Below are 12,958 nucleotides of genomic sequence, written 5' to 3' on the forward strand. Positions count from 1 at the left end.
AGGAGGTCCTCGGCTTCGGCGGCGTGAATCCAATCGCTGAAATAGACCTTCCATTGGCTTAAGGATTGACACCACTGCGGATTCTTGGCCATGATACCGCCGGTACAAAAATCGTAGCCGGCCTCGTTCAACAACGTACAGGCGATTTCACCGTACTTTCTGAAATAGCGGTCGACGGAAGCAGCGTCGGACGGTTGCGGATCCTGGTATACGATGGCGTTGTCTTGATCGGTTTTCAGTGTCTGTTCCTGCCGGCCCACACTGCCCATGATCATGAACACAAACGGTACCGGCGGAGGCCCCATTTCGTCCAGGGTCATAGACATGAGCTTGTTCAGGATCGTGTCGGAAACCGTCGTGATAAACCGGGTCACATTTCTGGCCGTCGCTCCATTGTAGATCAAGCTTCGCACCAGCCCGGCCAGCTGAAGATGCTTTTCGATGATCTTGTCCATTCCGGGTGCAATTTGAATCTCACGAAGCAGAAACAACGGGGATTGGCCCTGATAGGTGAGAATATCCTTGGTGGACAGCATACCGATGATCTTTTCGTTCAGGTCCACGACGCCGACATGTTGAAAATCCTCCTCCATCATGGTCATCATGGCCTCGAACACCAGCGCTTTTTCCGAAATCGTTCGAAGTGGCGCAGACATGATGCTGCCCACCGGCTTATCGATGGGATATCCACGGGCAATCACCTTGCGGGCAAAATCTTTTTCGGTGACGATACCCACCTGGTCGGACTCGGTCGAACGAATGAAGGCATAACTGCTCTTCTGGCTGTCCATGGCGATGGCGGCCTCACGAATGGATAGATTGGCATCGCAAAAAATTGGACTTCGCGAAAAAATCTGGGACAGCGGCTGATTGAATAACTGATGGCTGTCTTCTCTGGGCTGAAGGGTTTTGGCTATAATCGCCGCATAGGAGCGGCTGAGCATCCGTTTTCCAAAAGTGTCGGAAAAAAAATCACGGAAGGCACTGTTTTTTTCGCAGAGATCGAAAAACACGTGGCTGGGCAGGACACCAAAGGTAGTGTCTTCGATCACCGCCAAGGTGCGTACCGCCAACCCGTCGTTTAAGAGCATGGAAATGCCGCCGTATAGATCGCCTTCGGACAGCAGATCCCGCATCTTCTTGGCGCCGTTTTCTTCATAATACCGCTCCGCAGCGCCTTTTTGAAGGACGTACAGATAGCCGACGCGTGTCTTGCCCTGGACAAAGGGGACGGTACCTCGCGGGTAGGCAATGCGAGAAAGGGCCTGGGCGGCGCGATCGACCTCCTCTTCGGGCAGAAAGGTAAAGGGAACGATGTCGGACAAAAAGAGACGCGCCTGGACGGTCCAGGTTATGGCATCGATGGATTTATCAAAGATGTTATTGCTGAAATTGGCCAGAAAATATTCATAAAAAGCCCTGTTTTTGGTACATATCTCCATGATCACCGTGTCCGGAATGGAGATGGCGTGCAAATCGGTGTCCACCTTGGTCGTCCTCAGGGAAATGCCGGCATTCAACATTACCGAAATCCCGCCGAAGACCTCCCCCTGCTTGATGTAACCGCTCAATTCCGGTTCACCATGATCGTCCTGATAGAAGAGGGAAAGCTGACCCCGCATAATCACCAGCACATTCTCGATGCGGGTCTTCCCCTGGATGGAAACCGAATGGCCTTTCGAAAGATGGACAAGCTCAGCCTTGGACACGACCTGATCGAGTTCTTCTTTAGTGAGAAATGAGAAATGAGGCATGCTGGAAAGAAAACGGAAAATGCCAGCTTTCATATCATCATCCTTCGTTCATGGAAAAGAAAAGCAATCTGTCGAAAATAATGAAATCACCGCCCCCCCGACTTGGATCGCGGGTGGTCAATGGTGGAGATTAAACCATCAACACCAGGCAATGTCAACTTTCAGATGGATGTGATATCATTGTATTCAGGCAGGTTATACATAACGTGAGTCGGTGACGGCAAGCCAAAGGCAGGTGTTTCGCAGGGGACAAGAGGGCATCGTTGCCCTATGCTCGGGTTGAAAGGACATCATGCTTCCGAGCAATCACAACCGGTGTGCTTACAACAATTGGTCCATTCTCTGGGCCACCGCCCGGAAGGCTTCGGAAACCGGGGAATCCTGGTGCTGCTGCTGATAGGAGACGCCTGCGTCTCCGCACGCTACCATTTTCTGGTCGAAGGGAATTTTACCGAGGAATGGTATGCCGGCGGCGATAGCGGTTTTTTCTCCGCCGCCGGAACCGAAAAGATCAATAAACGAGTGGCAGTGGGGACAGGCGAGCCCGCTCATGTTTTCTATAAGCCCGAAGATCTCCATCTTTACCGTTTTACAGAAGTTGATGGATTTTCTGACATCCGCCAAGGAGACTTCTTGCGGCGTGGTGACAATGATGGCCTTGGCATCGGGAATGGTCTGGGCCACGGTCAGCGGCTCATCCCCGGTTCCAGGAGGGGCGTCAATGATCAGAAAATCAAGGTCGCCCCAATCAACTTCCCCGATAAACTGCTGGATAGCAGCGTATTTGACCGGACCACGCCAGATGATCGCCTCATCTCTGGTTGGTGTCAGCGACTCGATGGAGACGGCCCTCAAGTTCTTCGAAAAACGCATGGGATTGAGTTTCCGGTTGGCGCCCAGATCGAGCATTCCGGAAAGTCCCAGCATTCGGGGAACATCCGGTCCATGCAGATCGACATCCATGATTCCCACCTGGCGGCCCATGCTCGCCAGGGTCAGCGAAAGATTCACAGCGGTGCTGGTTTTTCCGACACCACCCTTGCCGCTCATGACAATAAACTTGTGTTTGATACGACCCAATGCACCCTTGACATCTGCGTCTCTTTTGGCCTGAGAATGGTCCTGTTGACCTGTTTTTCGCATACTGCTTTGAATTTGTACCATCGCTTATCTCCAAATCAATGGCCCATCCGGGCCGCCCCAGAGAAGGTCCCTGGCGGTGCTTTCGGAAAACGGTAATGTCTAAGAGGTGTCAACAGACCGATTCGACCGGCTACTGGCTCAGGAAACGGTGAAAGTCATCCTGCCCGCATGCGGGGCAACCTTCCGGCCGGCCGGTGCCCAGCGCCTCATCCCACTGATGCCGACATTTCCGGCACGAGAACCGGCGCTCCTCGGCAACCATTTTGTAGTTTCCGCCATCTATTTTGATGGCTTTACCATTAATCAGCGCATCCGCCACCGTCTGCCTCGCCTTGTGGAGGATTCGACCGAATGTCGCCCGTGAAACCCCCATGCACTGCCCGGAATCTTCATGGGACAACCCATCCAGATCGGCAAGTCTGAGCGCTTCCCGTTCATCCACTGTAATGCACACCTCGGCAAGGTCAAGCATGGGGATGCCCCGCGGCTTGAAAAAACTGATTTCTGGATTGAATGCCACGAGTCGGTCTTTTCTAGGTCTTCCCATGAGCCCTCCAATAAAGCATTTGCTCGGTTACCAGCGGTTATTCTTTCCGGTCGCCTCACTCAAGTCGATTTTCACCGGCCACAGGGAGCATCACGACGCCACCATTTAGGGGTATCCGATAAGGTGTCTGTTTTCTGCCGGGCGCAGGTGGTTGACCCCGACGAGCGTGCGCTATCAACGGGGGCGATTGGGCCCGACGGTTGAGTCAGGGAATTCCGGCGGTTCTATTTTCGGGTTGACCTGGGTGAAGTACTCACGTGTATCTTTCACGAAAAGCCAGTAGGTGCCAACGATCGTACACAACACCACCGCTACACAGAGCAGGGTTGATAGGTTATTATGGGGCGTAACGAAAAAATAAAAAAAATCATTGAGTACAATAAACGTATTGCCCACCACCACCAACGCTCTGGCCCATTTTTTAATCAATACATGCAGAAAACATAAACAAAGGCTGACCACCGCCATTTTTGTGATCTCTTTATCGGAACCCGCCACCGCCGCTTCGGCCCAAAATAGCGAATAGATGAAGATCGGGTGGCACACCCAGGCCACAACCAGAAAGGCGAAACTTTTTTTGAAGCTGGCGGGGGATTGGCTGAAACGGGCAACGTAATCATTCATGTGCGGTTTTGTTTCTCCATCGGGTTAACCTCGCTGAGTGCCACCGGGTGGATCCTGTATTGAACCCTCCCCGCGGCCCCGATGAGCGGGTTCTCCGCTTCGCTTCGACAAGCGGCGAGGTATGCGCTCGCTATCGCGGTTCAATCGCCGGGTGAACTCACCGTGAGTGTCTGGCCCACATGGATCACCGTCTTTTCAGTCAATTTATTGATGGATCTCAGTTTTTCGACCGACAGGTTATACCGCCGGCTGATGCTGAAGAGGGTATCGCCGGCAGCCACGGTGTGGGTCTTGACCGTCGCCGTCCGCTTTGCCGGCGGCTTTTTGACCGGAGCTGCCTGCGGCGCAGACACCCTTTCAAGATTGCCGACCTTCTTCACGGTGTCGTCGGTTTTCTTTTGCAGGGCGTCCAAACTCATCGCCAGATGGTCCATTCTCAGAGACATGGAGGCTTCCGATCGATCAAATCGGGTTTTAAAGGTTTCAAACGACTTGGCTTGCTCCCAGATGCGGGTGACTTTTTCATCCACCCCATCGAATTTTTCCAGGCGCTGTTCCAATCGTTCGATCCTTTGTTCCAGAGCGCTGACGTGCGCCTGGTCGGTGGGTCCGCTGATGTTCGAAAAAAGAAGCATCACCAGCAGTACGACGCCAATGACACCCGCGATACCGATCCCCCAATACAGATATCGCACCGGGTTGCCCGAGAGCAGCGTCGCCTTCTTCAGGCCCTTTTCTTTAAAAGAAGCGTAGCCGTCATCTTCGTAATAGGGATCACTTTTCTCCGGTTTCGCGGCTTCATTGTCACCCGTATCTTTCCACTTCATTGCCGTGCCTCCACAGCTTCCTTTGACCTGATGGTGAGGGTTTTAGAAATGCCCAATGAATTTACCTCTCTATAAACCAAAAGGGTAATGAACATCAACCCCCATTCGATTGTTTTTAGCAGGCCGGAACCAATCTACCGGACATGCGGGCAAGCGTCATGGCACCGGCAGCGTCCCGGACAGCCGGCCGGGTCTGTATTGACCTGTGCATGCATTTCAACTATGGTTGTCCCAACTATTTCTTCTAACCCGCAGGCGATACCATGACCGATCACTCACACCGTTTTATTGAAGAATTCGATGGATTTATCGGATTCGGACTCAACCCTGAATCCGACATGGATGCCGTGACCTACTATCTCCAGAAATTCTCGGATGACCAATTGATGACCCTGCTCAGAACGCGGTTGACGGACGACGATCGCCGGGCCATCTTTGATTTGCTTTCAGGTTTGCTGCGAAAGCACCTCACGGAACCTGAATACCACCGCTATTTTTTAAAAGACACACCTGACCACTGACCCCATGGAAACAAGATGCTGACCGACACGCAACTGAAACGCTATGCAGATGTATTGCTGTGGGGACTGAAGACCGCTCGCAGCAAACCTTTTAAAAAAGGCGAGGTGGTACTGGTCCGTTTTAACCTGGACGCCATTCGTCTGGCGGAAATCCTCGAAAGCAGGATCCTCGAAATGGGATTGAACCCAGTGCGCCGTATGAACCCGACCCCTGAAATGGAAAAAAATTTTTATGGCCTTGCCAACCGCCGGCAGCTGGTCTTCGACCCGCCAGGGGAAGCGGAGCTTTATCGACATCTCAATGGTTCCATTTTCCTTAGCGCCCCGGCGTCGATTACTCATTTGAGCGCCATTGACCCGAAAAAGATCAGCCGGTTCACCCTTTCTAAAAAATTCTTGAGGGATATCCTGGAAGAACGGGAACAGGCCGGACGTTTCAGCTGGACCCTGTGCATGCTTCCAACGGCTGAACTGGCCCGCCACGCCGGCATGGACGAGGCAGATTATGCCAAACAAATCGTCAAGGCCTGCTTTCTAAACCGACGCGATCCGGTGAAACAATGGAGGGCGGTGTATAAAAATGCCGCGTCAATCAAGCGCTGGATCAACAGCATGGCGGTTAAATATTATCATATCGAGTCTGCCACCGTTGACCTGAAGATCACCCCGGGTGAACAGCGACGATGGATCGGCATCTCGGGCCACAACATCCCCAGCTTTGAGCTGTTTGTCTCACCGGACTGGCGCGGGACCAGCGGGGTGTATTATGCTGATCAGCCTTCATACCGCAGCGGGAACCTGGTCAAGGGCGTAAGGCTAACTTTTAAAAAGGGGGTGGCTGTGGCCGTTGATGCCCAATCCGGCAGCGATTTCGTAAAAAAGCAGCTGAAAATGGACCGTGGGGCGTCCAGGCTCGGAGAATTCTCACTGACCGACAAGCGGTTTTCAAAGATCAATCGGTTTATGGCCAACACCCTTTTCGATGAAAACTTTGGCGGCCGTTGGGGAAACTGTCACGTGGCACTGGGTGCGAGCTATGCCGATACTTACAGCGGAAACGTACAGTCACTCACCAAGGAAAAAAAGGCCCGCCTGGGATATAATGATTCGGCACTTCACTGGGACCTGGTCAATACCGAAAAAAAGCGGGTGGTCGCACACCTGGCCGACGGATGCCGGACGACCATCTATGAGAATGGATGTTTCAAGTATTAGACTTTGTATTTACCGAAGTCCTCAGGCGAGAGTTTTTCAAGATATTTGGCCCACTTTTTCCCCTCTTCGCTGTCGTCCAGGACCTCTCCGGTCGCCTGGCCGCCTTGGGATTTTTCCATTACCCGCTCATCCACAAAAATAGGCGCTTGAAAACGCAGGGCCAACGCGATGGCATCGCTGGGCCGGGCATCCATGGTAAATGATCGCTCTTCCGAAGCAAAGTGGATCTCTGCGTAGAACGTGTTTTCCTTTAGGTCGCAAATGTCGATCCGGTTGATGTGGACATTGAGCACCTGGGTCAGGTTCTTAAACAAATCATGGGTCATGGGTCGGTCAAACTGAATATCCTGAAGGGCCGACGCGATTGAAGTCGCCTCAAGCAGCCCAATCCAAATGGGCAGGGTTTTGTCCCCCTACTCGGTTTTTAAAAGGATAATGGGCGTATTTGACGCAGGATCCATGGCCAGACCCGCAATGTTTACCTTATGCAGCAATGGTCTTCTCCCCTTCTTCCGGCGCGGCGTGCTTGGGTCCGCGAATCAGCCGCCCCCACAGCGAGTGTGCGTGTGCTCCTTCTATCATTATATCCGCAAAGGTCCCTGTCAACAGTTCTTTCTTGGCCAGCAGGTCCTGGGGAACGTCGAAATGGATGATGTGATTGGATGACGCGCGGCCGGACCAACGGATGGGTGGCGATGCGCTCTCGGTATCATCGGATTTGAGACCCCGGCTGGGACCTTCCACCAGAATTTGAAGGGTCCGACCAACCATGGCCTGGTGCTTCTCCATGGTGATCCTTTCCTGAAGATTCAAAAGCGCCTGCAGTCGCTCCTTTTTCACCGATTCGTCAATCTTGCCGGAAAAGGCCGCGGCCGGGGCGCTGGGTCGGTCCGAGTACATGAATGCGAACAACCCGTCGTACCGGACGGTTTCAATCAGATCCAAGGTGGCTTGAAATTGACGATCGGTTTCACCGGGAAACCCAACAATAACATCAGAGGTAATGGCGATGTCGGGGCATGCTGCCCTGAGCCCGGCAATTTTCTCGAGATAGGTGTTGCGCGTATACTTGCGATTCATGCGTTTTAATATGCCGTCATCGCCGGACTGCACCGGTAAATGGATGTGGTGGCACAGTTTTTCGAGACGGCCGAACGTGCGGATCAGTTCATCGGAAAGGTCTTTGGGATGAGAAGTGGTGAACCGTATCCGGTTGAGCCCGCCGACGTCGTCCACTCGCGCCAGCAATTCGGCAAAGCTGCAAAGCCCCTCTTTGTTCCCGTAGCTGTTGACATTCTGACCCAGCAGGGTTACCTCCCGGATCCCCTGTTCCACGCGCAGCTGAATCTCTTCGATGATGCGATCCGGATGACGGCTGGCCTCCCGCCCGCGGACGTGCGGCACCACACAATACGTACAGTAATTGTCGCACCCGCGCATGATGGTGACAAATGCAGACACCTGGCCGTCGGCTGCAGGGCCGACCACCGGGCCATCTGCGTCGACGGGGTCCGACAGCCGAACATCCACGATGCGGCACCGGGAAGATTCGATGCGACGGACCATCTCGGGCAGGCGGAATATCGCATGCGTCCCGAAAACCAGGTCCACATGAGGCATGCGCTTGATAATGGTGTCGCCTTCCTGCTGGGCCACGCAACCGCCTACGGCCACGATCAGAGACGGGTTGGCGATTTTGATTTTGGCCAGTCGCCCGAGAAAACTGAAGGCCTTCTGCTCGGCTTTTTCACGAATGGTGCAGGTGTTGACGATGACCATGTCCGCCGACTCGATGGTATCGGTTCCGGTATATCCCAACGGCGCCAGCACACCGGCAATCTGATTAGCGTCATATACGTTCATCTGGCAGCCGATGGTGCTGATATGCAACAATTTTGATTTCATTAAAAGCATCGATCCCTTCATCACAGCGGCGGTTTATCCGCCTCCCACGCTCGGCCGTCTGCATGGAACATCTGAAACGTCATCCAGTTGTGCATCGTCGACTGGAACCACACCCAGCTTTCCGCCAAGGTCGGTCATGATTTCGTCCACCATCCTTTCACAGCCCGGTGCGATGAAAACCTGCACCAAGGCCTGTCGCGGGTCCAGGGTGGACATGACGGCCACATTGTCATAGCCCTCGAGGATAAATTTAACAAAGCTGATCTGGCACCGGTCCAACCGGTAGACGCGTCTGATGGTTTCCACTGTCACCTACCACCTTGCCGTTGCCGTTGACAACCCGAAACCGGCATCAACACCGTGGTCGGCGTCACGGTGTTTCTTCCTTGTTTGGATCCGGCTAATAAGATATGCCCCATCCATGGAAAAACAATGGCAGACCATCAATCCGGACCCGGAAACCCTTCGCCGCCTGTCCCATCAGGTTAAATGCAGCCCCTTGGTCGCAAGGCTTCTGGCCATTCGTGGCATTGAGTCCAAGATCCAGGCCACCCGATTTCTTCAACCGTCGTTGAGCGATCTTACCCCGCCAATGGAACTGGCGGGTATGAACGAAGCAGTCGAGAGAATCCACCGGGCCCTGACGGCTGGTGAAAAAATTCTCGTATTCGGTGATTACGATGCCGACGGCATCACTGCCACAGCGGCACTGGTCGGTTTTCTCAGGCACTGTGGTGCACGGGCCAGTTATTACATCCCCCACCGGATTGCCGACGGCTACGGTCTGGGCGCCGATTTCATCAACAACCGGGCGATTCCGGCCGGCGTCGGTCTGATCATTACCGCGGACTGCGGCTCAGCCAGCAGTGAGGCCGTTTCTTTAGCCCGGCAAGCCGGCATCCATACCATCGTCACCGACCATCACCCGATGACCAGAATTCCCCTTGATGCCATCGCCGTGGTCAACCCCACCCGGCCTGAATGCCGTGCCAATCTTGCCCACCTGGCTGGCGTCGGAGTGGCCTTTTACCTGATCATTGCCCTGAGAGCCCACCTGAGAAAATCAGGGTTCTGGAAGAACCGTCGTGAGCCCAATTTGAAACAGCTGTGCGATTTGGTGGCGGTGGGAACCATTGCCGATGTCGCTCCGCTGATCGCTGAGAACCGGGCACTGGCCATCGCCGGCCTTCGACAGATCAATCAGGGGGTTCGGCCCGGCATTGCTGCACTGATTCGCTTGAGCGGGTCGCCGGATGCCCCGACGGATGCGGAAGCCGTCGCATTCAGGCTGGCCCCCCGTCTCAACGCGGCCGGCCGCCTGGCGCACGCCCGGATGGCCTGCGAGTTGCTGCTCACCGACAACACGCAAAAAGCCGGCAGGCTGGCCAAGGCCCTTTGCCGGCTGAACAATCGACGCCAATCCATGGAGCAAGACCTGCTGGAAACGATTCTGGCAGGTTTACCCCGTCTACCGGGACAGATGGCTCAGCCGGCGCTGGTCGTGGATGGCCATCGATGGCACGAGGGGATTCTGGGCATTGTCGCCGCCCGACTGGTCCGTCGGTACCATCGGCCCGCGGTCGTGATCAGCACCCACAACGGCATGGGCAGAGGATCGGCTCGCAGCATCGAAGGCGTTGACCTGACGGCAGTCTTGAAACGATGTGCGGATCTTCTGGATCGATTCGGTGGACATCCCCTGGCGGCGGGACTGTCGCTCCCCACTGCCAGTGTCTCGGCATTCAGAAGCCGTCTGGAAACGGTTGTCGGTGAAATGACAACCGGTCTTGACGCAGGGCCGAGACTGTCAATCGACGCCCACGTTCCGCTGGAGACGATCACGCCGGAATTGATGAACAGTCTGGCGCGTCTCGAGCCCTTCGGTCAGGGCAATCCATACCCGCTCTTCATGGACACCGGGGTGAGGGTACACGCAAGCAAAACCGTCGGCGATCGCCACCGTCAAATGGTGCTGGAAGACGGGTCGGGGAATGGTGGGAGGCACCCGGCCATTCAGTTCAACGTTCCGGGCATCTCCCTGGGGGTGGACCGGTTCAGGAAAATCGCCTACCGACCCCAGTGGAATTACTGGAACGGCAGAAAACGTCTGCAGCTCATCGTCGAAGCAACCGATCCGGGGTCCTGATGCCCGATTGATCCTAATGGTATATGGGTGAGGCCTGCGACCACACACCGGTCGCATCGATTTTTAATCGCGAGGCTACTTTTTTGTCTTGCAATGGCCCGGATATCTTTCTAATAAAGAGTCAGTCGGAAGACATGTAACCATCCATTAACCACAGGTGAACCTCCATGGCAAAAGTTTTCAGGCCCAGCAATCGTGAGTCCAGTATTCTTTCTAGAATCGAATCCTCGAAAGAGCATGCCAGACGCACGGCAATCAATATCGTCAGGGATGATCCAACCCGCTTCGCCAATCCCATCGCCATGAAACTGGTGGAAGAGCACCTGGTGGAAACCACGAACAAAAATGCATTGGAAGAACAGATATTCAAATGCCTGGAAACGCTCTGCCATGCCGATGAGTTCGATGTTGACTACCAGATCGCCCCTTTCAGGAATCTGGTCCAGCAGCCCAACGTGATCAGCCTTTTTGTGACTGCCTTCGTCATCGAAAAACTGATTAACCACAAATCGGTGGTGGACATCTTCGGATCAGACGCAGACATCTACCTCTGCGTGCACAAGCAGGTTGCCAAGCTTCTTCCCTGAGCGAGACGATGGTCCCCAGTTACCTCCCCCGACTGGTCAACGGTCCTTTTGAAGATCCTGCCCTGTTCGTCCCCTTTCGTTATCAACAACGCGCCATGCTCTTTGATCTGGGGGACATTGCAGCGCTGCCCGCCCGCGACATTCTCAAAATCACCCACATTTTTATTTCGCATACACACATGGATCATTTTGTGGGTTTCGACCGACTGCTGCGTATTTTCCTCGGCCGGGACAAGGACCTTTTCCTGTGGGGCCCGCAGGGTTTCCTGGCAAATCTTGAGGGGAAGCTGGCCGGTTATTGCTGGAACCTGGTGAAAAACTACCCGAACCGATTGATCCTTCGAGCCATCGAACTGCACCCGAACCGGGCCATCGTCAAAGACTACCCATGCCGCAACGGGTTTACGGCCGATGGCACCATCCGGGAAATGCCCTTTGACGGTGTCGCTCTGGCTGAACCGGAGTTGACCGTTCGTGCGGTTCATCTCGAGCACGGCATCCCCGTACTGGGGTTTTCCCTGCACGAACGGTTTCACATCAACATCATGAAAAAACAGCTGGAAAACCTGGAATTGGCTCCGGGTCCATGGCTGAAGCGCTTCAAGGCCTTGCTCTACAGGGGCGCCGATCCGCAAACGCCGGTGAGGATCCCATCGCCCAACCATCCGGACTCGGAATTGCAGTTTCCCCTGGCGGACCTGCAATCAGCCATTGCGCGTATTACACCAGGCCAAAGCTTGGCATACGTGGCCGACGCCGCCGGAACGGACGAGAATTTCATAAAAATCCGAAAACTTGCGGCGAATGTGGATCGACTGTTCATCGAAGCGGCTTTTTCTGATGCCCACCGGGAGATCGCCAGACGAAAACGTCACCTTACCGCCCGTCAGGCAGGTGATCTCGCCCGTTCCTGCCGAGTCAAACAGTACCACCTGTTTCACTACTCACCCCGCTACACGGATTGTCCCGAATGGTTAGAAGCGGAAGCGGACAAAGCCTTTAGGGGGCAGGCCACGCCAACGGATGAAATCATGGCGCGTTTAAAGCGTTAGAATCGTTCAACCCCCTGCTCTCTTCAGCGATCTGCGATGAACGATGCGGTGCCAACCGGCACTGGTGGCGCCAGGGTTTCCTGAATCCGGTAGAAGGAATCCCGCCTTGCCGGAATAAACCCAGCCCGGCGGATGATGGTGACGACCGTGTCGGCGGTGGCCTGGCGGTCGTGGCCGGCCTCTTTGTGGACATGTTCTTCCACCAACACCCCGCCAAAGTCGTCCGCTCCGGCTAGAAGCCCCAGTTGTCCAGCAGGAATATTTTCCGAAAACCAGGATGACTGAATGTGGGAAAAATTATCCAGCACCAGCCTGGCCACTGCGATGATCCGCACGTATCTGGCCGGGTGGGCGGGATGGCTCACCTGTTGAGACAACGGTGTCCGGCCCGGTTTGAATGACCAGGGGATAAAACTGGTAAACCCCGAGGTCAGATCTTGGAGGTCGCGCAGCCGCAGGAGATGGTCGATGATGTCACCATCGGTTTCCACGTGGCCGAACATCATGGTGGCGGTGGTCTTGAACCCGATGCGGTGAGCCTTTTCGCAGACACCCAGCCACTGGTCGCTAGTGGCTTTGCGCGGGGCGATGATCTGGCGAACCGATTCGGTGAGAATTTCGGCGCCGCCGCCGGGGA

General features: G+C 54.8%; 14 protein-coding genes. 5 read left to right on the forward strand and 9 right to left on the reverse strand.

Features of this window, described 5'->3' with window-relative positions; all coding sequences use genetic code 11:
- From ABYV26_RS10505 to ABYV26_RS10525, 5 genes are all read right to left on the reverse strand, one after another.
- A partial coding sequence (locus tag ABYV26_RS10505; protein WP_372680768.1) for a DUF294 nucleotidyltransferase-like domain-containing protein occupies positions 1 to 1,787 on the reverse strand: 1,787 nt, incomplete at its 3' end.
- Between the two features lie 288 nt (positions 1,788 to 2,075).
- A complete protein-coding gene (locus tag ABYV26_RS10510) occupies positions 2,076 to 2,918 on the reverse strand; it encodes a P-loop NTPase (RefSeq protein WP_372680770.1) in 843 nt (280 codons plus the stop codon).
- 109 nt (positions 2,919 to 3,027) lie between these two features.
- The gene (locus tag ABYV26_RS10515) at positions 3,028 to 3,444 is read right to left on the reverse strand and encodes a DUF134 domain-containing protein (protein WP_372680772.1); all 417 of its coding nucleotides are present in this window, start codon (positions 3,442 to 3,444) and stop codon (positions 3,028 to 3,030) included.
- A 174-nt stretch (positions 3,445 to 3,618) separates the two neighbouring features.
- Positions 3,619 to 4,068 (reverse strand): hypothetical protein, encoded by a 450-nt coding sequence (locus ABYV26_RS10520; RefSeq protein WP_372680774.1) that lies wholly within the window; start codon positions 4,066 to 4,068, stop codon positions 3,619 to 3,621.
- Between the two features lie 140 nt (positions 4,069 to 4,208).
- A complete protein-coding gene (locus ABYV26_RS10525) occupies positions 4,209 to 4,895 on the reverse strand; it encodes a LysM peptidoglycan-binding domain-containing protein (RefSeq protein ID WP_372680776.1) in 687 nt (228 codons plus the stop codon).
- A 263-nt stretch (positions 4,896 to 5,158) separates the two neighbouring features.
- Between ABYV26_RS10525 and ABYV26_RS10530 the strand changes: the two genes are divergently transcribed.
- Together ABYV26_RS10530 and ABYV26_RS10535 are read left to right on the forward strand one after the other, a co-directional pair.
- Complete coding sequence (locus ABYV26_RS10530; RefSeq protein ID WP_372680778.1) at positions 5,159 to 5,416, forward strand: cytoplasmic protein; 258 nt, start codon at positions 5,159 to 5,161, stop codon at positions 5,414 to 5,416.
- Between the two features lie 15 nt (positions 5,417 to 5,431).
- A complete protein-coding gene (locus tag ABYV26_RS10535) occupies positions 5,432 to 6,631 on the forward strand; it encodes an aminopeptidase (protein ID WP_372680779.1) in 1,200 nt (399 codons plus the stop codon).
- Here ABYV26_RS10535 and ABYV26_RS10540 read toward each other — a convergent pair.
- The 3 genes from ABYV26_RS10540 to ABYV26_RS10550 form a co-directional block, all read right to left on the reverse strand.
- Entirely contained in the window at positions 6,628 to 7,032 is a 405-nt protein-coding gene (locus ABYV26_RS10540; RefSeq protein ID WP_372680792.1) for a bifunctional nuclease family protein, read from the reverse strand. The genes ABYV26_RS10535 and ABYV26_RS10540 overlap by 4 nt on opposite strands.
- An 82-nt stretch (positions 7,033 to 7,114) precedes the next feature.
- The gene (gene miaB, locus ABYV26_RS10545) at positions 7,115 to 8,536 is read right to left on the reverse strand and encodes a tRNA (N6-isopentenyl adenosine(37)-C2)-methylthiotransferase MiaB (protein WP_372680781.1); all 1,422 of its coding nucleotides are present in this window, start codon (positions 8,534 to 8,536) and stop codon (positions 7,115 to 7,117) included.
- Positions 8,537 to 8,569: 33 nt separating this feature from the next.
- Entirely contained in the window at positions 8,570 to 8,842 is a 273-nt protein-coding gene (locus tag ABYV26_RS10550; RefSeq protein WP_372680783.1) for a DUF4911 domain-containing protein, read from the reverse strand.
- A 115-nt stretch (positions 8,843 to 8,957) separates the two neighbouring features.
- On the opposite strand from ABYV26_RS10550, the gene recJ reads away from it, so the two are divergent.
- From recJ to ABYV26_RS10565, 3 genes are all read left to right on the forward strand, one after another.
- Positions 8,958 to 10,682: a single-stranded-DNA-specific exonuclease RecJ gene (gene recJ / locus ABYV26_RS10555; RefSeq protein WP_372680784.1), complete on the forward strand. Its 1,725-nt coding sequence runs from the start codon at positions 8,958 to 8,960 to the stop codon at positions 10,680 to 10,682.
- 167 nt (positions 10,683 to 10,849) lie between these two features.
- The gene (locus ABYV26_RS10560) at positions 10,850 to 11,269 is read left to right on the forward strand and encodes a hypothetical protein (RefSeq protein WP_372680786.1); all 420 of its coding nucleotides are present in this window, start codon (positions 10,850 to 10,852) and stop codon (positions 11,267 to 11,269) included.
- An 8-nt stretch (positions 11,270 to 11,277) separates the two neighbouring features.
- On the forward strand, positions 11,278 to 12,321 hold the full coding sequence (locus ABYV26_RS10565) for a ribonuclease Z (protein ID WP_372680788.1): 1,044 nt from the start codon (positions 11,278 to 11,280) through the stop codon (positions 12,319 to 12,321).
- Between the two features lie 23 nt (positions 12,322 to 12,344).
- On the opposite strand, the gene ABYV26_RS10570 is transcribed toward ABYV26_RS10565, so the two are convergent.
- A partial coding sequence (locus tag ABYV26_RS10570; RefSeq protein WP_372680790.1) for a radical SAM protein occupies positions 12,345 to 12,958 on the reverse strand: 614 nt, incomplete at its 5' end.

It is taken from the genome of Desulfosarcina sp., from assembly GCF_041551955.1.
GTDB lineage: Bacteria > Desulfobacterota > Desulfobacteria > Desulfobacterales > Desulfosarcinaceae > Desulfosarcina.